17 protein-coding genes are annotated in these 20,711 nt (G+C 45.2%); 9 read left to right on the top strand and 8 right to left on the bottom strand.

The annotated features are described in order from the left end of the window. Positions 1–184 precede the first annotated feature (184 nt). Positions 185–892 carry a DUF445 domain-containing protein gene (locus LIX84_RS10325; protein WP_005392172.1) on the top strand — a complete coding sequence of 236 codons (708 nt, stop codon included), beginning with the start codon at positions 185–187 and terminating at the stop codon, positions 890–892. Between the two features lie 124 nt (positions 893–1,016). Here the strand turns inward: LIX84_RS10325 and LIX84_RS10320 are convergent, their stop codons facing one another. Together LIX84_RS10320 and LIX84_RS10315 are read right to left on the bottom strand one after the other, a co-directional pair. After that, positions 1,017–1,493 carry an Lrp/AsnC family transcriptional regulator gene (locus LIX84_RS10320; RefSeq protein WP_226421234.1) on the bottom strand — a complete coding sequence of 159 codons (477 nt, stop codon included), beginning with the start codon at positions 1,491–1,493 and terminating at the stop codon, positions 1,017–1,019. 290 nt (positions 1,494–1,783) lie between these two features. Beyond that, the gene (locus tag LIX84_RS10315; RefSeq protein ID WP_012842405.1) at positions 1,784–2,032 is read right to left on the bottom strand and encodes a hypothetical protein; all 249 of its coding nucleotides are present in this window, start codon (positions 2,030–2,032) and stop codon (positions 1,784–1,786) included. A 384-nt stretch (positions 2,033–2,416) separates the two neighbouring features. On the opposite strand from LIX84_RS10315, the gene LIX84_RS10310 reads away from it, so the two are divergent. Further along, positions 2,417–2,971: a GNAT family N-acetyltransferase gene (locus LIX84_RS10310; protein WP_226421233.1), complete on the top strand. Its 555-nt coding sequence runs from the start codon at positions 2,417–2,419 to the stop codon at positions 2,969–2,971. Positions 2,972–3,029: 58 nt separating this feature from the next. On the opposite strand, the gene LIX84_RS10305 is transcribed toward LIX84_RS10310, so the two are convergent. Further along, positions 3,030–3,269 carry an RNA recognition motif domain-containing protein gene (locus LIX84_RS10305; RefSeq protein ID WP_005392166.1) on the bottom strand — a complete coding sequence of 80 codons (240 nt, stop codon included), beginning with the start codon at positions 3,267–3,269 and terminating at the stop codon, positions 3,030–3,032. 182 nt (positions 3,270–3,451) lie between these two features. Here LIX84_RS10305 and LIX84_RS10300 point away from each other — a divergent pair, with 182 nt between their 5' ends. Beyond that, a complete protein-coding gene (locus LIX84_RS10300) occupies positions 3,452–3,985 on the top strand; it encodes a GNAT family N-acetyltransferase (RefSeq protein ID WP_006740879.1) in 534 nt (177 codons plus the stop codon). A 123-nt stretch (positions 3,986–4,108) separates the two neighbouring features. On the opposite strand, the gene putP is transcribed toward LIX84_RS10300, so the two are convergent. The 4 genes from putP to LIX84_RS10280 form a co-directional block, all read right to left on the bottom strand. Then, entirely contained in the window at positions 4,109–5,602 is a 1,494-nt protein-coding gene (gene putP / locus LIX84_RS10295; RefSeq protein ID WP_005392162.1) for a sodium/proline symporter PutP, read from the bottom strand. Between the two features lie 136 nt (positions 5,603–5,738). Beyond that, positions 5,739–6,446, bottom strand: a complete 708-nt coding sequence (locus LIX84_RS10290; protein WP_226421232.1) for a 1-pyrroline-5-carboxylate dehydrogenase — start codon at positions 6,444–6,446, stop codon at positions 5,739–5,741. Positions 6,447–6,457: 11 nt separating this feature from the next. After that, a complete protein-coding gene (gene putA / locus LIX84_RS10285; RefSeq protein ID WP_226421231.1) occupies positions 6,458–9,589 on the bottom strand; it encodes a bifunctional proline dehydrogenase/L-glutamate gamma-semialdehyde dehydrogenase PutA in 3,132 nt (1,043 codons plus the stop codon). 406 nt (positions 9,590–9,995) lie between these two features. Continuing rightward, on the bottom strand, positions 9,996–10,808 hold the full coding sequence (locus tag LIX84_RS10280; protein WP_005392148.1) for an AraC family transcriptional regulator: 813 nt from the start codon (positions 10,806–10,808) through the stop codon (positions 9,996–9,998). 974 nt (positions 10,809–11,782) lie between these two features. On the opposite strand from LIX84_RS10280, the gene LIX84_RS10275 reads away from it, so the two are divergent. Further along, positions 11,783–12,502, top strand: coding sequence for a helix-turn-helix transcriptional regulator (locus LIX84_RS10275; RefSeq protein ID WP_226421230.1), 720 nt, complete (start codon positions 11,783–11,785; stop codon positions 12,500–12,502). A gap of 72 nt (positions 12,503–12,574) precedes the next feature. On the opposite strand, the gene pdxH is transcribed toward LIX84_RS10275, so the two are convergent. Next, a complete protein-coding gene (gene pdxH / locus LIX84_RS10270; RefSeq protein WP_005392142.1) occupies positions 12,575–13,210 on the bottom strand; it encodes a pyridoxamine 5'-phosphate oxidase in 636 nt (211 codons plus the stop codon). A 115-nt stretch (positions 13,211–13,325) separates the two neighbouring features. Between pdxH and LIX84_RS10265 the strand changes: the two genes are divergently transcribed. From LIX84_RS10265 to LIX84_RS10245, 5 genes are all read left to right on the top strand, one after another. Next, complete coding sequence (locus LIX84_RS10265; RefSeq protein WP_226421229.1) at positions 13,326–15,200, top strand: sensor histidine kinase; 1,875 nt, start codon at positions 13,326–13,328, stop codon at positions 15,198–15,200. Beyond that, on the top strand, positions 15,193–16,419 hold the full coding sequence (locus LIX84_RS10260; RefSeq protein WP_226421228.1) for a sigma-54-dependent transcriptional regulator: 1,227 nt from the start codon (positions 15,193–15,195) through the stop codon (positions 16,417–16,419). The genes LIX84_RS10265 and LIX84_RS10260 overlap by 8 nt, the downstream gene beginning before the upstream one ends. Positions 16,420–16,591: 172 nt before the next feature. Continuing rightward, a complete protein-coding gene (locus tag LIX84_RS10255) occupies positions 16,592–17,983 on the top strand; it encodes an HlyD family type I secretion periplasmic adaptor subunit (RefSeq protein WP_226421227.1) in 1,392 nt (463 codons plus the stop codon). Positions 17,984–18,097: 114 nt separating this feature from the next. Further along, positions 18,098–18,781 carry a transglutaminase-like cysteine peptidase gene (locus LIX84_RS10250; RefSeq protein WP_005392134.1) on the top strand — a complete coding sequence of 228 codons (684 nt, stop codon included), beginning with the start codon at positions 18,098–18,100 and terminating at the stop codon, positions 18,779–18,781. A gap of 5 nt (positions 18,782–18,786) precedes the next feature. Next, positions 18,787–20,700, top strand: a complete 1,914-nt coding sequence (locus LIX84_RS10245; RefSeq protein ID WP_031780239.1) for a bifunctional diguanylate cyclase/phosphodiesterase — start codon at positions 18,787–18,789, stop codon at positions 20,698–20,700. The last annotated feature ends 11 nt before the right edge of the window (positions 20,701–20,711 follow it).

The raw sequence follows: 20,711 nt of genomic DNA, 5'->3' as shown, positions 1-20,711 counted from the left end.
TCTTAGTTTTTCTAAGAAAAAGCAGTGGCCCGACAGTAATTGTCGGGTTTTGTTTTTCTGCACATCCATTTTTATCCCTTCGCAACACGGTCACTCATCACGGCAAAACCTAGCATCTCAATGTTACTTAGGTATAGAATCAGGCCCACTTATTTATTCCGATATTCACATATAACTGGTCACTATGAACAAAAGTTTGCTAACGAATGTCCTCGCTATCGCTTTGATGGCTGGAGGTCATCAATTACAAAACGACTACCTTTGGTATGCGGGGCTGTTTGCGTTCTCAGGCGCCATCACTAACTGGCTTGCCATCCACATGCTGTTTGAAAAAGTGCCTGGATTATACGGTTCTGGCGTGATCCCCGCGCGATTTGAAGAGTTTAAACTGGCTATCAAAAACTTGATGATGGAGCAGTTCTTTACCGAAGCGAACATCGATCGATTCTTGAACAAAGAAATGGCGGGCGGTGTAAACATCGATCTTCAACCTGTGATTGAGAAAGTGGATTTAAACCCAGCGTTTGACTCTTTGGTAGAAGTGATCGAAGGCTCTCAATTTGGCGGCATGCTAGCAATGTTTGGCGGCGCGGAGGCATTACAACCTATGCGGCAGCCTTTCGTCGAAAAGATGCAAGAATCCATTATTGAGTTGAGCAAGAGCGATAACATCAAAGAAGCACTGAAAGAGCAGTTCGAGTCTCCTGCTATGATGGATGAGATAAAGCAGAACATTGAAGGCATCATTGATCAGCGCTTGAGCGAATTAACACCCGCACTGGTCAAAGAAATGGTGCAAAAAATGATTAAAGAACACCTTGGCTGGCTAGTCGTTTGGGGCGGTGTTTTTGGCGGTTTAATTGGTGTTATCAGCACCTTCATCGGCGCATAGTCGCTCACCGATTTATCAAAAAGGAGCTTCGGCTCCTTTTTTGATCTTGAAAAAGTAATACGCCAAGTCACGCTAAATAATATGCTCAACGCATAAGCGCTGCAGTCATAGACATCAGCCTCGCCTAATCAAGGAGCTCCGGGTTCACGCCAAATCCTGTTTTATGTTCTTCAATTACCACTTCACTACGAGTCTGGATCACCCCCGGAAGCGTGCCTAACTTACTCGACATAAACTCCTGATACGCTTTCATGCTCTTAACACGAACCTTTATCATGGTATCGAAGTCCCCAGAGAGCGAATAACACTCTTCAATTTCCGGCATCAATTCGACGGCTTTCGCAAACTTTTCAAAAATGGAAAAACTGGTTTGGTCTAAGCGAATATGGATGAATACTTGCACATCCAACCCTAATTTTTCCGCATTCAGCTCCGCATGGTAGCCATTGATATACCCCTCTTTTTCTAGCCGCTTCACGCGGTCAGAACACGGCGAGGTCGTTAAGTTGATCTGCTTTGCGAGTTCAACAACTGGAATTCTGCCTCTTGAATGAAGCACTCTCAAAATGTGTAAATCAATCCGGTCCAATTGGTAACTCATTAACCACATCCTTGTAACCACTCAGGAAGCATCACATTAATCGTTGCTTAAACAATTGCAAACCATCAAATGCACAGCATGTGAAATTCAGCAGAGAATAATTAGAAAATAACTAAGGAAGGAAAGGGCTGCGATTACTGCCGCTCTCTCCATAACCGAGTATGAAGAACAAAAGTAATCTAGCGGCTCCCGTAGAGTCGCAAATTTGAAAGCGTGTGATACGCCTTTATAGATCTGGCGTGCGGGGCAAGCCGCCCTGTTTAGCTATTAATCATAGCTATCGCTCTGAATTAGAGAGCTGCCGACGTATGCCTGGTAGGATGAGGAATCACTTCTCCAATTGCACGATGATTACAGCATCGGCAGTAGTATTGTGGTTCCATCTCGTAGTAGTGTTCACCTGATACAAATTTCGCCATCAGCTGTGTAAAACTCACCACTTTACCTGTCAACGAATCAACGGGCTGTGGCTCGCAACGCTTCATGATCACTTTATGTTGCGTTGATTTTCTACAAGCTGCGCAATATATATCCGGCATTTCTCTTCTCCCTGTTTTTCAGTACTACTGACAATTGACATATTTTGTTCAAAATAATTCCACAATAAAAAAGCCCCTTTAATTTTTTGTGTCCTATCTTCAAAAAATTGGACGAAAGTATCAAAAAATTGAGACATTGGTCAGACCTCAACTTTTGTACCATTATTATGAACGAACGCGCTTATGTGCGTAATAATACGACACATCACACATAAGCAATTGTTGCTACTCGCTATTTCAATCTGCAATGATCAATTTTATGGCGTTTTAAATATGGCTTTCACTCACATTTTCGATTCAGGCATTACTTGGTTGTTTAAACATGCCTGATTTACAGTGTGAATCTGCAATTTCCACGATACTGACTCATCTCAAGGACGCACGATGACGCTTCAACCAATGCTCACGACACAAAGGCTTATTCTTCGCCCATTTCATCCGACAGACAGCGCAACAGTCGCACGACTCGCAGGAGACAAGAGCATTGCAGATATGACGGCAAATATTCCTCATCCCTATGAAGAGCCGATGGCACAAGTTTGGATTAAGAGCCATGTTGGCGTATATCACCAACGTAGTGGGGTCATATATGCCATTACTCAACGTCAAGACGAAGCGTTAATTGGTGCTGTTAGTCTGCTAAACATCTCGGAGGGAGTCGGCACATTAGGGTATTGGCTTGGCGTCGATTATTGGGGGAATGGGTTTGCTCAAGAAGCGTCAATGGCTTTAATTCAGTTTGCCAGACCACATTTTGAGTTATCGGGCCTAAAAGCGATGCACTTGGTCGAAAACAGACAATCCCAATCAGTCATTCAAAAGTTGGGCATGACGTATATCGACAATCACATCATCAAAATGCAGGGAAAAGAACGAGAAGTCTGCGTATACCAGCAAATATTTTCGCCTCAAGTAACCGTAGCAACCTCTCAAAATTAAGGCACTAAAAAACCAGCCTCTCAGCTGGTTTTATCTTTCACCTTGAAAGGCAAAAATACTAGTCTTGTGCGACTTTCACACGAATCTTGCTCTTATGTACTGAAGACAGGTTTAGTGCCTCCAACGCCGCAACGGCTTCGGCTTCATCCGGCATGATCACAAAACCAAACCCTTTTGATAAACCCGTCTCTTGATCAAGCACGACGGTGCAAAGCTCAACTTTCCCGTAGTTTGAGAACAGAGTACGGATGTCTTGCTCTGTCGTCTCACGAGCTAAGTTTCTTACTAGAAGTTTCATATTAAACCATTTTATGTTTATAACGCCTCAATTCTCTCAGCTTCTCCCTTACAAACCAAGTGAATAATGTTCTTGCGAAGGCTAGATGTCTCTAAGTGTTTCTGTTTAAATGATTTTTAGTGATAACGCTCTGAATCCTGCATTACGAGACGATTGGAGTATAAAAGCCTAGGAGATTCGACATGGAAACCAAACGTTTAAAGCTCATCCCAGCTTGCTTGGAACGTGCAGAAGAAGCACATCAGGCCGTTGTTCGTAGCCAAAAAACGCTTGAAGTTTACCTGCCATGGGTACCTCACGTGCTCACTTTAGAAGCGATGATTGCAGGGACAGAGAAAGCCATCGCAAACTTTGAAAACTTCGAAGAAGAGTTGCGCTACTACCTAATCGACAAGGAAAGCGATCGTTTACTCGGCGCCATTGGGTTAATGATCCATGATCAAGAGATACCGGCATTTGAGATTGGCTATTGGCTTGATGATCGCGCGGTAGGCTACGGTTATATCTCTGAGGCGGTAGCGGCGATTGAAAACTATGCATTCGAAGCGTTGGACGCGAAAAGAATCGCGATTTTAGCCGATGCGAATAACCGCAAAAGTCGTGCGGTTGCTGAGCGCTGTGGGTATGAGTTTGAAGGTGAGCTACGCAATGCTCGGCGTGCGCCTTCTGGCGAGCTGAGTAACACCGTCATTTACGCCAAAGTTCGTCGTGACTGACACACTCACAAAGAATAAAGCGACGTGACAGTCTGGCCTCAAGCAATCACCATTAACGTTTATTAAATTCAGATAAAACAAAGCCCGCTGTATAAGCGGGCTTTGTGTTCGTAAAGGAAGTAATTAGTCTAGTTCAACTAGTTTCTTCTCGTACGATTGATGTTGGTCTAATACGTCTTGCGCTGCACCACCTGTCGCTTTGCTGATAACAACGATAGCAAGCGTAGAGAAGATGATGCCCGGTACGATTTCATACACATCAAACCAACCGCCAGTTAGCTGCTTCCAAACTACGATAGTGATACCACCAACAAGGATACCTGCTAGTGCGCCATTACGGTTCATACCGCTCCAGTAAAGGCTAAGTACAACCGCAGGACCAAATGCAGCACCGAAGCCAGCCCAAGCGTAAGAAACAAGACCAAGTACTGAACTATCTGGTGTCATTGCTAGGAATAGCGCAACAAGCGAAATCACGATAACGCCGATACGGCCAATCATTACGATTTCTTCAGAAGAGGCTTCTGGCTTGAATACTTGCTTGTAGAAATCTTCTGCAAGCGCTGAAGATGAAACAAGAAGCTGTGAGTCTGCTGTACTCATTACCGCCGCTAGGATTGCTGCTAACAACATACCCGCAACGACAGGGTGGAATACTGCGTTAACCAATAGCATGAAGATCTTCTCGCCATCTTCTAGTTGAGTGCCCGGATGACCCGTAACCCAAACCAGACCGACAAGACCAACAAGCATTGCACCAACCATAGATAGTGCAGTCCAAATCACAGCGATACGACGTGCAGTCGTTAGATCTTTGTTTGAACGAGACGCTTTAAAACGCGCTAGGATGTGTGGCTGACCAAAGTAACCAAGACCCCATGCCGCTAAAGAGATGATAGCAATCGCAGACAGTGGTTCGCCTTTGGCGTCATTCCATAGCGTTGCAAGTTCTGGGTTGATGTCATGCAGATCAGAAGTTAGCTGACCTAGACCACCGTCCATGACTGCAACAGGAACAATCATTAGCGCAGCCGCCATTAGCAAACCTTGCACTAAGTCAGTCCAAGATACCGCAAGGAAACCACCGAATAGTGTGTAAGAAACCACACACACCGTACCGATGATAACAGCGTAGGTGTAATCTAGACCGAATACCGTCTCAAACAGTTTGCCCCCTGCGACCAAACCTGAGCTGGTGTAGAAAAGGAAAAATAGAAGAATGAAAAACGCAGAGATTGTCTGGATCAGTTTCGACTTATCGTTGAAGCGACGTGACAGGAACTCTGGCAACGTTAACGCGTCAGTTTGGATACTGTAGGTACGTAGGCGTTTTGCACTGATGAGCCAGTTTGCCCATGTACCAAGAAGTAGACCGCCGGCTAACCAGAAGGCCTCGATACCCGCAGCGTACGCATAGCCAGGCAAGCCTAGCAGCAACCAACCACTCATGTCTGAAGCACCTGCAGATAATGCAGCAGGCCACGGACCTAGGCTACGGCCACCTAGGAAGTAATCAGATGAATTGGAAGTCCTCTTATACGCGTAAACGCCAATAGCAACCATAATCAGTAAATACGCCACAAAAGTGGACGTGATAGCAAAGCTATTTTCTATCATTAGATAGTCCTCGTTATAATTATTTCCTTCCTTGCCTGCCCTGATATTTTACCGTCTCAGCAATACATCAGAGTATAAGAAACCAATCTGGACCGGCTCTCAGTCCAGTTACTCCAGATTGGTATCACAAGTCAGGTTAGTGAGTTTCGTTCCCCAACTCGAGTAGAGTCGCGTTACCACCCACCGCGGTAATATTTATCGTTCGAGTGCGCTCGGTAATGAAGCGCAACGAGAGATGAGGATCATGAGCCAATTTCGGTGACTCTAAATCCGTTTCAGAAACTAAGCCGACGATTGCACCGTCACGCTTAGCTAGTTGAAGATTGAGCGCATGCTCAACCTGTGAACGCCCAACATAACCCACACTACGTACATCGCTCTCAAGCAACGGGGTAGACGCATCGTACGCAACAACCTGGACTAAGTTAGATGGGAAGTTTGCCAACGCTACAGCTTGCTTAACCAGTTGGTTTAGCTCTGCATTGTCACTGCAAACGACCACACTGTTGCCTGCAATTAAGGCACAGGTGATCATCGCAAAAGCACTGTATAACGCATTATCAGCAGGCTCGATGTTGTTTTCACAAATCACCAAAGCCACACCGCGTCCTGCGGCATACAGTTCGTTAGTTTCCCCTGTAGGGCCAACTAACTGGTGAGTTTCTGCAAGAAGAGTTGATGCTTGTTGCAAGTGGTAAGAAACCACTTTGGCAACGGTAGACTGCTGCCCTTCTAATGCAGATTTAAATGCCAGAACATGCTCGCATTTGTAATCAAAATCAGTCAGATTCCACTGCTCCCACGCAGAGAATGCATCTTTAAAATAGGTGATCTGATGAACCATAATGCGACTCCTTATGCGTTTTCTGCTTGAGCAAGAAGATGTTGAGTAAAGCGGAATAGGTAGTGTGGACCACCAGCTTTCGGGCCAGTACCCGACAAGCCTTGACCACCAAACGGCTGTACTCCAACCACAGCACCAACTTGGTCTCGGTTGATGTAGCAGTTACCCACTCGAGCGTGTTTCTCAATCCAACGGTACGTGGTTTCGTTACGGCTATGGATACCCATCGTCAAGCCAAAACCCGTCTTGTTGATCTGCGCAACCACGTTCGGTAATTCAGAGGCTTTAAAGCGAACAATGTGCAAGATTGGACCAAATTGTTCTTCTTTCAGCACATCGATGCCCGAGATTTCAAACGCACTTGGTGAGACAAAGTCACCATGCTGGCACGATTCATCCAGCTGTAGCTGAGCGACTTTAGTCTGTGTTTTGCTCATTTGCTCAAGGTGAGCAAGGAGTTTTTGTTTTGCATTGCTGTCGATAACCGGACCAACATCCGTTTTGTGTAGGTAAGGTAAACCAACATGCAGCTCATTCATCGCACCTTGAATCAGGTTGATCATACGGTCTGCTACATCTTCTTGTACAAATAGAACACGAAGGGCAGAACAACGCTGACCGGCAGATGCAAACGCTGAACGAATCACATCACGCACCACCTGCTCTGGCAATGCAGTACTGTCCACGATCATTGCGTTTTGACCACCTGTTTCCGCAATAAACGGAACCGGTTTCGCGCTGCGCTCCGCAAGCGTGACGTTAATGCGTTGCGCAGTTACCGTTGAACCAGTGAATGCCACACCAGCAATAGCATCATGAGAAGTCAGTGCATGACCAATCTCAGCGCCGCGACCAGTAAGTAACTGAATCACACCAGCAGGGAAACCCGCATCAAGCATTAATTCAATAGCGCGAGCGGCGATTAAGCTTGTTTGCTCAGCAGGTTTTGCAACCACAGTGTTACCCGCAATCAGTGCTGCCGTTACCTGACCAAGGAAGATAGCCAGAGGGAAGTTCCAAGGGCTGATACACACAAACACACCAAGACCTTCACGGCTAGAAATGCGTTTCACACCGTCAAAACCTTCTAGCTCAAATGGCTGTAGGTTTTGCGCTTGTTTCGCGTAATAACGACAGAAATCCACTGCTTCACGAACTTCATCAATACTATCGTGAATCGTCTTGCCCGCTTCTTTGTGACAAATCGCCACCAGCTCAGCCAGGTTTTCTTCCATTAAGTCAGCAAGCTTTTCTAAACAAGCCGCTTTTTGCTCAACAGGAACGCCTTTCCAATCAGAGAAAGCGGTTTGCGCCGCATCAATTGCAGCGGAAACATGATCAAGTGTTGCAAATGCCACCTTGCCGACTTCAATTCGGCGATCGTACGGTGCGGTGATGATCTCAGCCGCATTTTCCTTGATCATGCTTTCGGCAAAACGCTCACCATTGATCATCGGGCCTGCAACCCACTGATTGTCCATGAAGCTTTCTACTTGCGCTTCAAATGGCTTCGCCTCACTGTCGATATCAATGTTGACGCCGTATGAGTTCTTACGCTCAGGGAAGATGTCGGCAGGTAATGGGATCTTGTCGTTGTGTAGCGTGTCAAAACCCGTCAACACATCAACAGGGTGATGAGTCAACTCGTAAATCGGACAACGCGCATCAACCAATCGATGTACAAACGAGCTGTTTGCGCCATTTTCAAGCAGACGACGAACCAAGTACGGAAGAAGATCAGCATGGCTACCGACAGGAGCGTAAATACGTACTGGCTGACCATACATTTCCATAACATGGTTATACAGTGAATCACCCATACCATGTAGACGCTGGAACTCGTACTCTTTGTGCTCAGCCATAACGGCGATTGCCGTCACCGTGTGGGCATTGTGGCTTGCAAATTGCGGGTAGATATTACCGCGAACACCTTCGCTAAGTAGGAAACGAGCACAAGCTAGGTACGCAACGTCCGTCGCTTCTTTGCGAGTGTATACCGGGTAATTAGCGTAACCCGCTTGTTGAGACCACTTGATTTCGCTGTCCCAGTACGCGCCTTTAACCAAACGCAGCGGAATAAGGTCACCCTGCTCTTTTGCGAGTGCGTTTAGCCACACCAAGACTGGTAGAGCACGTTTTGAGTAGGCTTGAATAACCAAACCAAACTTGCCCCAACCTTTCACAAGATCGCTACGGTACACTTTCTCAAATAGCTTCAGAGAAAGCTCAAGGCGATCCGCTTCTTCTGCATCGATTGTGATTGCAACGTCGACTTCAATTGCACGTTTCAATAGCTGCATTAGTGAGTCATACAACTCTGTCATTACACGTTCTTCATTTGCGACTTCGTAGCGCGGGTGTAATGCAGAAAGCTTGATGGAAATCGAAGGCGCAGGACTGGTGTCATTGCCGTAAGTCTCTCGACCTACCGCTTCGATCGCCATTAGGTAATCTTTGAAGTACTTGTTCGCGTCCGCTGTAGTTAACGCCGCCTCACCTAACATATCAAATGAGTAGGTGAAACCTTTGTCGCGCATTGGGCGACCATTCTTTTGCGCTTCTTCGATCGTACGACCACGAACAAACTGGTGACCCATGATCTTCATTGCCTGATACATGGCTTTACGAATCACAGGCTCAGAGAATTTATTTACCAGACGGTTTACAGCCTGACCTGGGCTCTGGGTGCCTTGCTCACCAAGACCAACCACTTTACCTGTTAGCATGAGGCCCCATGTTGATGCGTTAACAAACACAGAGTCAGAGTTTTTCAGGTGAGATTTCCAGTCTGCGACGCTCAACTTATCTTTAATCAAAGAATCTGCTGTCGCGGCATCTGGGATGCGCATTAATGCTTCTGCAAGACACATCAGCAAGATACCTTCTTGAGTATCTAAGCTGTATTCCAACAATAGAGCATCAATCATCTGGATTGACTTCTTATCGGCACGAATGGCTTCGATAAGTTGGGTCGTTTGGGTAGTGATCGCCGATTTTTCATCCTCTGTCGGCGTCGCTAGTGGCAATAGTTGCTCTAGCCATTGAGACTCGTCCACCATATACAATGGCGAGATCAGTGACCACAACTTATCAAGCGGCTGCCCGATAAATTCCGGTGTCAACACGTTCGTAGCTGTAAACATGTGTGTTCCTCAATCTCACTCCTCGAAAACCGCTTCGAGGATTATCAATGGCTGGCAGTGTATTTTGAGGCCGATAAGAATACTTGTCAAAAACTACGACATTTTTGCCAAAAACTCGCTTTTATAACAAAACATCCACATAGTCACATTCAAATAGGTAATATTTTGTGTTGTAAATTTTAATTTTTTCATTGCAATCACAACAAAATGTCAAGAATATCAATAAGATTTTTGTGAAGCGTTCGTTCTAAGAGAAAATGTAGGATCAAGTGGCATATCAGTCACACCAAAGGACAGAGAATTTAACAAAACGAGAGATAGGTCACGTGAATAAAACACAAAAAAACCATGCACATTGCATGGCTTTTTTCTGATTGCTGCTAATTTGACCTAAAAATACGCGTTGTTATCCAACTTGTTTTTTATAACGGGATGGCGATATTCCCTGTAAGCGAGTAAAAGTATGAGTAAACGTACTCTGGCTTGAGAAACCAGTGAATTCGGCAATTTGCCCTAAAGAAAGGTGGCCTTGCTCGATTAATTCACGAGCCATGTCGATACGCTTTCCGAGAACATATTGATGAGGTGTAATCCCCATCTGCTCCTTAAACAAGCAATGGAACTGACTTTCCCCAAGAAACACTCGTCCCGCTAACTGAGCCACACTGATTTTATGGCTAAGGTGCTGCTCGATGTAGCGATCAATCGCCTCCAAATCAAAGCGTGACTCTTTTCGGCTAGTCTCAAATGCCGAGATATGGCGCTGCATTAATGCAATCACGGTATCGTTACACGCGCGACTTAACAGCAGGTCGTCCGGATGGTTTCGCATTTCCTGAACCAACATCTGTATCAGCTTCTGAATTTGACCGTCTAACTGAAAGTAGACATGGTCTCTCTCCAGATTATTGATTTTCTGCAGCATTTCAGGATCATCATTTGTCGGTTTTGGCATATTCAACACCAAAATATCCGATTGATTAATAACGCCACCGAAAGCATGATCAGAGCATGCGGTTACCACACAACCTTGGCCAGGACCGACTAGATTACCTCGTCCACGCACTTCAAATTCGGCTTGTCCTTTTAAACCAATCACGATCTGTGTGTAAGAATGATCATGGCAATCCATATAAGACGGAAGTGTGATCAGTTCTGCTGGCTTAGGCAGCATAATCTCTTGATATGGCAGGGCTTTGGGGTTATCTGAATCACTCATTTTAAACAGTCGTCTTTACACGGTCAGCTTACGTCTTGGCATCATATACCTTCCTTGTTGGGTTGCAACTTTTCCCCAACTCAATCGCACAAGATCAAAACAGCATGATCAAGTTCGTTTACATGATCATAGTTCCGGAACGATGATCATGCGAGGTTAACTTACGGTCAATGAGCAACCAATTTTATTAACAAAAACGGATAGATAGAAGCACCTTACGTATACATAACCAATAGATATAAAGATCCTTGTTACCGAACAATCCGTTATTTGGTAGAACACTGCGGTTCAAAATAGATAAATCGCCTCATAAACAGATCAAAGCCACCTCTTGAAATCAACATAGAGGGATTTCCCCCCTTACTAATATGCTTCTGATTCAATACATTAGTCCTCGAGCTTTAAGATGCATACGATCTAAAGCTCTCGGTATCTCATTGATACCTCTAACTTACTTAGCAGACCCTCGCTAGGTAATTTAGAACCTCTTCTACACGTCGACAAGATTATATCTTGTGTTGCCAGCCCGTCTTCAGGCTGGCTTTTTTTTCGCTTCTCAACAATGAAAACAATGGCATAAGCTGATATTATAGCTTTCGCCTCACTGTCCCTCTCATATGACTTAGGCACCGTTCTCCCTCTCGATGAGTGATATGAACGCTAACTAAATTACAACTGAGTTGTAGGAAGCATGATCAAGGACGATACGAGTTGTAAGCCGAACATCAGGCGGACATCCGTGAGCGCACATATCTGTAATGAAACAGACCATTTTCCCAATTAAATTCTTCGTTCAATTTCGTTGTTGTTTGTCGCTGTGTGACGAAAATATCGAACACCATGAACTTAATTGGATTGAGCGCCAATCAACGAACGTGTTCTAGCAACGTGACTGCCTACTTGGCAATGTCAATATTAACAACGCAACACGGACGTCTCTGTATTGGTAAAAGCAGTATGTAGTGAGTCCTTTTGTGAATATTTCAGTCGATACCATAGAACAATCCGTCCTTAAACAGCTACCAGGTTGTTGGGGATGCAAAGATAAAGATTCGGTATTCCGCTACGTAAATCAGGAATACGCAGAACTGTTGGGACACACGTCGCCCGAGGAGTGCGTCGGTAAAACTGATTTTGAGATGGCAAGCCCAACCACTGAATGTGCACAAGAATTTCAACGCCAAGATAAACACGTCATCGAAACTGGTGAGTCACTCAAAATTCTTGATATCCACCCTTATCCAGATGGCCGCTGGCGAGCGCATATCTTTACTAAAACACCGTGGCGAGATGACAATGGTAACATCGTAGGGACCATTTTCTACGGAAGAGAACTCACCGACACCGCCGTGATTGAAGTTGGGTATTGGGTTTGTCGTGCAATCAGCACCAACCCTAATCAGCAATCTATCTTTCGTTTCTCTGACTTACAGCCAAAACCAGAGAAACTCACATGTCGCGAGCAAGAAACGCTTTTCCTCCTGCTCTACGGCAAGAAGCCACAATTCATCTCTCAGGTCATGGGCATATCAACAAAAACCGTTGAAGGACACGTCGCACGCTTACGTAATAAGTTTGCAGCGAACAGCAAGAACGAACTAATAGATAAAGCCATGGAAGCAGGCTACGGCTCTGTTGTACCCAAAACGCTGCTTAAGCATCAATTATCGGTAGTGTTGAATGGAGAGCGATAATTCGCGCCACTTTCCACCTACAAAAACACCGCCCAAGTGGGCGGTGTTTGTTTATTCATGAGGCACGAGAGTTTATGGCGCTAGACGGTCAATGTCCCAACTTCCGTCATGTTGGGAGAAAAGAAAGCGGTCATGAAGACGATGTTCACCACCCTGCCAAAACTCGATGCTCTGTGGTTTTACGCGAAAGCCACCCCAGAAGGTTGGAACCGGTATTTCACCCTTCGCAAATTTCTGTTTTAGCTCTAAAAACTTACCTTCTAATACGCCTCGAGCAGAAATACGGCTACTTTGCTTGCTCGCGATTGCGGCTAATTGGCTCTCTTTTGGACGAGAAGTAAAGTATTTCATATTTTCTACGGCGGTGAGCTTTTCCGCCACACCTGTAATATGAACCTGGCGCTCTAACGGATGCCAAGGGAAGTGCAAACTAATATTGCTGTTATGCTCAAGCTGCTGGGCCTTGCGACTGCCTAGGTTGGTGTAAAATACAAAGCCATTTTTGTCGACGTTTTTCAATAGAACAATGCGTTGAAACGGCATGCCATTTTCATCAACCGTTGCAACTGTCATCGCAGTCGGATCCGTTAAACCCGCTTCAACTGCTTGCTCTAGCCACAGATTAAATTGATCAATAGGATCAGCTTTCAAATCTTTACGACGTAGCCCACCTTTGGTGTACTCACGACGAATATCAGCAAGTTCCATCTTTACTCCTTCACTCGTTTTTGTCGATTGTGCTCCCGATACTGAGGAAATACAAGGACATCATTGTGCTTGTTATCGTTGCCGCTCACAGCATCACAGTGTGTCATTTGATACCATGACACAAAAAACCAGTGAGCTGATCGTGAACTTACTCAACCCTAAAGCCCTACGCCATTTTCTATTGCTACTGTGTGCCGTTGGCATTTCAGGGCTTGCGCTTACTCATCATTACGCAACTCAATACCAACATGATCAGTGGCAACAAAAGCTAGAGAGACAAGCAGCGCAAGTGTCGCAAGAAGTCGACTACGAGCTGGCAAAGTTTGAACAGATACCAAACCTATTAAGTCACGATCCGAGATTACTCAAAGCAGTAGAACGCGGAGCGCCCTCTCACGAGCTCAACCTATTGTTAGCAGATTGGTTGAAACAAAGTTTGGCCGATACGATTTACGTTCATGACCGCACAGGGTTGGTCATTGCCTCAAGTAACTTTCAGCAAGAAGATACGTTTGTTGGTTCCAGCTTTAGCTATCGTCCCTATTTTAAAAATGCGCGACGCGGTGAACCTGCTCAATATGTCGGGTTAGGCGTTCGTTCAAATAAACGTGGGTACTTCTTCTCATCTCCGCTTTGGGTAAATGATGAGGTCGTTGGCGTGATCACGGTAAAAGTGAATTTGGAGCAGTTGGAACAGCGTCTTTCGCAAACCACGACGGACGTACTCATCACGGATAAACACAATGTCGTGTTTATGAGCAATTTGCCTAACTGGCGCTATCGTGCACTTTTCCCGCTGTCACCGAGTGCGATAAACGAGCTTACCGAAACGCGTCAGTATGGCGATACCTTACCAGAGTATTTTGGTGAGCTTACCGCACAAAGTGGCGTCAGCGAGTTTGCTGATAATCAATTGCTCCTCTCACCCAATTACCTCGCATACGCGACACATGTATTGGATAAAGGATTTCGCGTCGTTGCCTTGATAAACCACAACACCGTCCTTGCCGCCGTTTTACAGGCTGATATCGTCTTCCTGATTCTATATGCGCTCATTGCGCTGATTGCGTTGGCGTGGTTCCAAACACTCGTGAACAAGGCACGCCTAGCCGACCTTAATGTGAGCCTAGAAGAAAAAGTGGTGCAACGGACACTAGTGCTGAGTGAAGCCAACCAAAAGCTACAACAGACCATCCGCCAATATGAGCAAAGCCAACAAGAGCTTAAACAAACACAACAAGAACTGACTCAAGCCGCGAAATTGGCACTGTTGGGCGAGCTGTCTGCCAGTATTAATCATGAGATAAATCAGCCACTTTCCGCACTAAGAACCTATACCGAAAACTCGCAGCGTTTGTTGGCAATGGAAAAATACCCAATGGTCGCCGACAACTTGGGCAAAATGCTAACACTCAATGACACCATTTCGGAAGTGATCGCACGCTTAAAAGTATTTACTCGGAAAGCCACGCACGATTCACACAATGAAATCGCGGTACTGCACGACGCAGTACATACTGCCACCAGCATTTTGAGCAACAAACTCATTAAACAAGGGGTGACATTAAAAGTCCCAGCCATCGATTATAATGTGAAGCTAGCAATTCACAGCGTTGAGTTAGAGCAAGTTCTGATCAATCTCTTCCATAATGCTGCACAAGCGATGGAAAACTACTGCATTGATCCGCAAATATCTATTGCCGTTCAGTGTCATGATGACAGCTGTGACATTCTTGTTTCTGACAACGGGCCCGGCATGTCGGACGAAGCCTTAGCAAAAGTCTTTGACCCATTTTTTACGACTAAGCCAGAGGGCTTAGGATTAGGTTTGACCATCTCCAAACGCATTTTAAAAAGCTATCACGGTTCACTCAGTGCTTATAAACATCAGAACACGGAACAACAAGCAGGAGGCATGACCTTTATCGTGACGCTGCCAATCGCTATCCAAAACCAACGCAACCCAGAAGTAGAAAACAACCATGAATAATCCCGTTTTCTTTGTTGATGATGAACCACATATTCGTGATGCCGTCGCTCAAGCACTGCTTATTGAAGGGATAGACGTCACCTGCTTACCAAACGCCGTGGAAGCCTTGCGCGTTATCGACCCAAATACGCCAGCGATCATCATCACCGATATCCATATGCCTGTGATGGATGGATTGGAGTTCATGCGAACGTTGCGAAGCAAAAACGATCACTTTCAATTTATCGTACTTACCGGACATGGAGATGTGAAAACCGCGGTAGATGCGATGAAAAGCGGCGCGTACGACTTTCTCGAAAAGCCTTTTTCAACGGAACAACTTATGAAGTCGCTCAATAACGCTGGTGATAAGTTGAATCTATTGCAGGAAAACATCTGGCTTAAAAAAGAGCTCGACATGCAAACTCATGTTGGTCCGAAAATGATTGGTCACAGTAAAGCCATGGTGAGCATTCGTCGCGCTTTGATCAGCGCACCAACGAACCAGCCGATCATTTTTGTTGGTCAAGATGGCACAGGTCGCCGGCTCGCCGCACAATTTGCCCACGACATACATGCAACGCCAGACAGCGAGTTAATCGCCGCTTCTGGTGAGGATCTCTATGAGCTTTCATTAGAAGCCCTCGATAAAGCCATACATCGCTTGATTGAAGGAAAAAGCCATTGCAGCTTGTACTTACATAGTGCTGAACATGTGTCACATGAACAATGGCAATGCTTGTTTAAGCACCCGAAACTTGAGCGTGTTTTTGGTGCGACAACCCAAGTTGATCCGTCTATCAAAGCCCTGGCTAGTCTAATTCACTTGCCGACACTCGATGAAAGAAAAGAAGACATTGGACCTTTATACAAGCATTTTGTACGCCACGCAGCGAGTCGTTATCAGCTTCAACCGCCACACATTAGCTTAGAAGAAGTCAAACATCTAACCGATTTAGAATGGCCAGAGAATATAAAGCAGCTGCGCCAATTTGCAGAACTTCGCGCACTCAAGCCAGATACCTTCCGAATGGAAGATTGGAACAGTGAAAAAAGTATCGAAATTCAGAGTATGACTCAGCGCACAGAATACTTTGAATATTGCTTATTATTCGATGCACTACAAAGACACCGAGGCAGACTCAAAGAGGTTCAACTAGAATTACAGGTATCACGCAAAACCTTGTACGACAAACTAAAAAAACATCAGTTGGATAAAACCAAGTTCAAGGCGCAATAGCCATACTCTGACGATATCTTCACTTTTCTTTTGCTAGAGAAGCATTGAAAACGCTCATTCGGAGAGAGAATGGTCTTCGTCTCATATTTTTATTCGCCGAGCATACTGACATGATCGGTTAATAATAATAAGATCAAAAAGATAATCAGCATTTATATAAGCAGGGACTGTGATGAGCCGAGATAACTACAACAAACTCAACAATGAAGAGTTGGATTTTGTTGACGACAAAACTGCAGCATTGCTCCTCAACACCCCCAATAGCGCACGTTTGATGCTCTGGGTGATGGTGTTGTTTTTTATTGCTGCAATAGGCTGGGCATCTTGGGCTGAAATCGACCAGGTCACTGTTGGTCAGGGAAAAGTCATTCCCTCTTCACAGATTCAAGTTGTCCAAAACTTAGAAGGTGGCTTAGTCAAAGAAATTTTAGTCAAAGAAGGTCAGTTGGTTGAAAAAGGTCAGCAGTTACTTCTGATCGATGACACTCGCTTTCGCTCTGATTTTCGTGAGCGTGAACAACAAGTTGCCAACCTAACTGCGTCTGTGCTGCAACTCTCAGCTTCAATCAACAGTGTTGCCGTGAAGCGTGATTTTGAAACGGAAAACTGGCGCCAAAGCGTAGTACTCGATTATGGCAAACTGACCTTTCCACCAATTTTAGAAGAAACTAAGCCGAAACTCACTCAGCGCCAGAAAGCAGAATACCGCGAAGATTTAGACAATTTACGCAACCAACTTTCGGTGATTGACCAACAAGTTCAGCAAAAGCAGCAGGACTTAGTAGAGATTGAAGCGCGAGTAAGGAACTTACGTCAAAGCTATCAATATGCGAAGAAAGAATTAGACATCACCAAACCGTTGGCTGATGAAGGTGTTGTGCCTCGTATTGAATTACTCAAGTTACAACGCCAAGTCAACGACACCCGCCGCGAAATGACTTCCAGTGAGCTCAAAATCCCGGTATTAAAGTCAGCGATTCGAGAATCCATGCTTAATCGCATTGATGTTGCGCTCAAATTCCGTTCAGAACAGCAAGAAAAGCTCAACAGCGCCCAAGACCAGTTATCTGCCTTGGTTGAATCAGCAGTGGGTTTAGAAGATAGAGTCAATCGAACCGTTGTGAACTCGCCAGTCACAGGCAAAATCAAAACGCTGAACATCAACACCGTTGGGGGTGTTATCCAGCCAGGCATGGATATCGTCGAAATTGTACCAACTGAAGATACGTTATTAGTAGAAGCGAAAATTGCGCCAAAAGACATTGCATTTTTGCGCCCAGACCTACACGCCATCGTGAAGTTTACGGCTTACGACTTCACTAAGTACGGCGGCTTAGAGGGTGAATTGGAGCACATCAGCGCAGATACAACCCAAGATGAAGAAGGAAATAGCTTTTACATCGTTCGTGTCCGCACCGATAAAACGAATTTTGGTCAAGATGCAGATTTACCAATCATTCCAGGAATGACGGCATCGGTCGATATCATCACAGGGAAGCGAACCGTTTTGGAATATCTACTTAAACCGATTTTAAGTGCCAAAACGAACGCCTTGAAGGAGTAAATCACACCAAGGTACTCACAACGGCGAGTATTGAGCGATAAGTGATTAAATAAAAAGCACTTGTTTCTCACTGACGAACCCTTTAGAAGAGTATACTTGTGATATGAGTCGAATATGCGATCCAATTTGAAGCGTAAAGTTACATTATTAATCAGTTTAAGTTGTTTTTCGTTCCAAATTGGTGCGTTAAGCAGTAAAGAACAACAATGGGTCAATACGGTCACAGCGGTGTACGGCGAACGTGCGGGATTGCGCGTAAATACATGGCGAAAAAACCTCGACTTATTTAAACAATTAGAGACACATGAACAGCTCGCTGGCGTCAACGACTTTTTTAACCAGCTGTATTTTGTTGACGACATAAAACTGTGGGGAAAGACAGATTATTGGGCTACGCCACTCGAATTTTTAGGGAGTAATGCAGGGGATTGTGAGGATTTCACCATCGCCAAGTACTTCTCGTTACTCGAGCTAGGAATACCAGATTCTAAGATGCGTTTGATCTACGTAAAAGCCATCGAACTGAATCAGTTTCACATGGTATTAGCTTACTACCCAACCCCAAGCTCTGAGCCGCTCATTCTCGACAATATCAACCCTGATATTGTCCGAGCCTCTAAACGTAGCGACTTGCTACCGATATACAGTTTTAATGGTACAAACCTGTGGTTGATGAAGTCTTCTGCTAGCACTGGAGAGCTGGCAGGGAAAGCATCACGGTTGAGCCTTTGGAATGACTTACGCTCGCGCGAACGTAAGTTGCAGTTAAATAAACCTAAAATTAACTATGACGAGTGAGAAACATGACCCTATATAAGAAGCTTGTAGTGGGAATGGTTACGGTCTTTATACTCTTGTTGGCATCAGTATTCGTAATCCAATTCAACACGACTCGAGACAGCTTGGAACAACAGCAACGTTCAGAGGTCAACAACACCATTAACACCGTAGGTTTGGCATTGGCTCCTTACCTTAAAGACAAAGATAAAGTCGCGGTAGAATCCGTGATTAATGCTCTGTTTGACGGCAGCACCTACTCGGTTGTTCGCCTGACCGCTTTAGATTCTGACTACCAAATCGTGCGCACTTACCCGGTAAAACCAAGTACGGTGCCACAATGGTTTATCGACATGAATCTATTCAAAGCCATTCACGATAAGCGCGTAGTAACCAGTGGTTGGATGCAACTTGCTGAAGTGGAAATCATTAGCCACCCAGGAGCTGCTTACGAGCAGCTCTGGCAAGGCTTTATTGGTTTGTTATCTGCGTTCAGTGTCATTTTCCTGGCTGGTTTAATTGCGATTTCGTACATCCTCCGTCGCTCACTAAAACCATTAGCGGCCATCGTGAAGAAAATGCATGAAATCGCTAATAACCAATTTGGTGAACCACTTGCTCGTCCAAGAACCAAAGATCTGATCGCGGTCGTAGATGGCATTAACATGATGTCTGCTCAAATTGAGCTGTCATTCAAAGAGCAAGCGAAAGAGGCACAACGACTGCGTGCTCAAGCTTACCTCGATCCTATCTCCAAACTGGGTAATCGCTCGTTCTACATCAACCAAATCGACCAATGGTTGGCAGAGCAAACGCAAGGGGGTATCGCGCTACTCCATGCAGAATACATTGGTGACATTTACGAGACAAAAGACTACCAACGCGCCGATGCCCACGTAAAAGAACTGTCTCAACGTCTGAAAAACACCATTGATGTGCCGGGAGCTACCATTGCACGCCTGTCTAGTGATGAATTTGGTCTGCTTTTCCCACACATGGATGAAAGCGAACTACGCATTTTGGCGGACAGCATCGTGAACTGCGTTAACGGGTTGAACACTGATCCAACAGGTCTAGCCAAACCAAAAGCAGCCTTAGGTGTTGCGCATAGTAAAGACCAAAAAACGCGCTCTGAAATCCTATCTATGGTAGATAATGCGCTCTCGAAAGCCAAAGCTCAACCAGACAAAGCTTACGGCTTTATCGGCAGTGACACACCTTCTAACTTAATGGGTAAACAGCAGTGGAAAGCGCTGGTTGAAGAAGCGATTCATAGCGATTGGGTTAAATTCCGCTTCCAAGCAGCGAAGAACACTTGGGGTAAAGTGTTCCATAACGAAGTGTTCTCAAGCATCGAAAAAGAGGGCGAAACGTTCCGTGCCAACCAATATTTATTCGCACTAGAGCAGCTAGACGCCACCAATATTTTCGACCAATACGTTATTGAGTCGATGATTAAGATGCTAGAAAGTGGCGAGCTAACTGATCCTGTCGCGATCAATATTGCGCAAAGCAGCTTGTCTCAGCCATCGTTCATTCGCTGGACCACCAGCATGTTAGAAAAACACGCAAAAGTGGCCTCTAAGCTACACTTTGAAATTCCAGAAGAGTGTTTTATTGATCAGCCTCACCACACGGCGCTGTTATGTAATGCCATTCGCCAATCCGGGGCTGAGTTTGGCGTAGATAACTATGGACGTAACTTCCAGTCATTGGAGTACATCCAAGAGTTCCGCCCTAACTATGTGAAGCTCGATTACCTATTCACACACAACTTACACGACGAAAAACAGAAATTCACGCTAACGTCGATTTCTCGTACTGCCCATAACCTAGGCATTACGACTATCGCGTCGCGTATTGAAACTCAAATCCAGTTGGACTTCCTCACCGAGCATTTTGTTGAGGTATTCCAAGGATTCATCGTCGACAAGGAATAAAAAGGTTTACC

This window comes from Vibrio sp. E14 (genome assembly GCF_020515785.1).
Classification (GTDB): Bacteria; Pseudomonadota; Gammaproteobacteria; order Enterobacterales; family Vibrionaceae; genus Vibrio; species Vibrio diabolicus.
The sequence above is the reverse complement of the archived record's forward strand: the minus strand, read 5'-3'. Positions and strand labels throughout refer to the sequence as shown.

Coding starts and splice junctions, on each gene's coding strand:
- LIX84_RS10290 (WP_226421232.1), bottom strand. CDS start 6,446: ATGGTTCATCAGATCACCTATTTTAAAGATGCATTCTCTGCGTGGGAG.
- LIX84_RS10265 (WP_226421229.1), top strand. CDS start 13,326: ATGACACAAAAAACCAGTGAGCTGATCGTGAACTTACTCAACCCTAAA.
- LIX84_RS10245 (WP_031780239.1), top strand. CDS start 18,787: ATGACCCTATATAAGAAGCTTGTAGTGGGAATGGTTACGGTCTTTATA.
- LIX84_RS10250 (WP_005392134.1), top strand. CDS start 18,098: ATGCGATCCAATTTGAAGCGTAAAGTTACATTATTAATCAGTTTAAGT.
- LIX84_RS10325 (WP_005392172.1), top strand. CDS start 185: ATGAACAAAAGTTTGCTAACGAATGTCCTCGCTATCGCTTTGATGGCT.
- LIX84_RS10305 (WP_005392166.1), bottom strand. CDS start 3,269: ATGAAACTTCTAGTAAGAAACTTAGCTCGTGAGACGACAGAGCAAGAC.
- LIX84_RS10310 (WP_226421233.1), top strand. CDS start 2,417: ATGACGCTTCAACCAATGCTCACGACACAAAGGCTTATTCTTCGCCCA.
- LIX84_RS10315 (WP_012842405.1), bottom strand. CDS start 2,032: ATGCCGGATATATATTGCGCAGCTTGTAGAAAATCAACGCAACATAAA.
- LIX84_RS10320 (WP_226421234.1), bottom strand. CDS start 1,493: ATGAGTTACCAATTGGACCGGATTGATTTACACATTTTGAGAGTGCTT.
- pdxH (WP_005392142.1), bottom strand. CDS start 13,210: ATGGAACTTGCTGATATTCGTCGTGAGTACACCAAAGGTGGGCTACGT.
- LIX84_RS10260 (WP_226421228.1), top strand. CDS start 15,193: ATGAATAATCCCGTTTTCTTTGTTGATGATGAACCACATATTCGTGAT.
- LIX84_RS10300 (WP_006740879.1), top strand. CDS start 3,452: ATGGAAACCAAACGTTTAAAGCTCATCCCAGCTTGCTTGGAACGTGCA.
- LIX84_RS10255 (WP_226421227.1), top strand. CDS start 16,592: ATGAGCCGAGATAACTACAACAAACTCAACAATGAAGAGTTGGATTTT.
- LIX84_RS10280 (WP_005392148.1), bottom strand. CDS start 10,808: ATGAGTGATTCAGATAACCCCAAAGCCCTGCCATATCAAGAGATTATG.
- putP (WP_005392162.1), bottom strand. CDS start 5,602: ATGATAGAAAATAGCTTTGCTATCACGTCCACTTTTGTGGCGTATTTA.
- putA (WP_226421231.1), bottom strand. CDS start 9,589: ATGTTTACAGCTACGAACGTGTTGACACCGGAATTTATCGGGCAGCCG.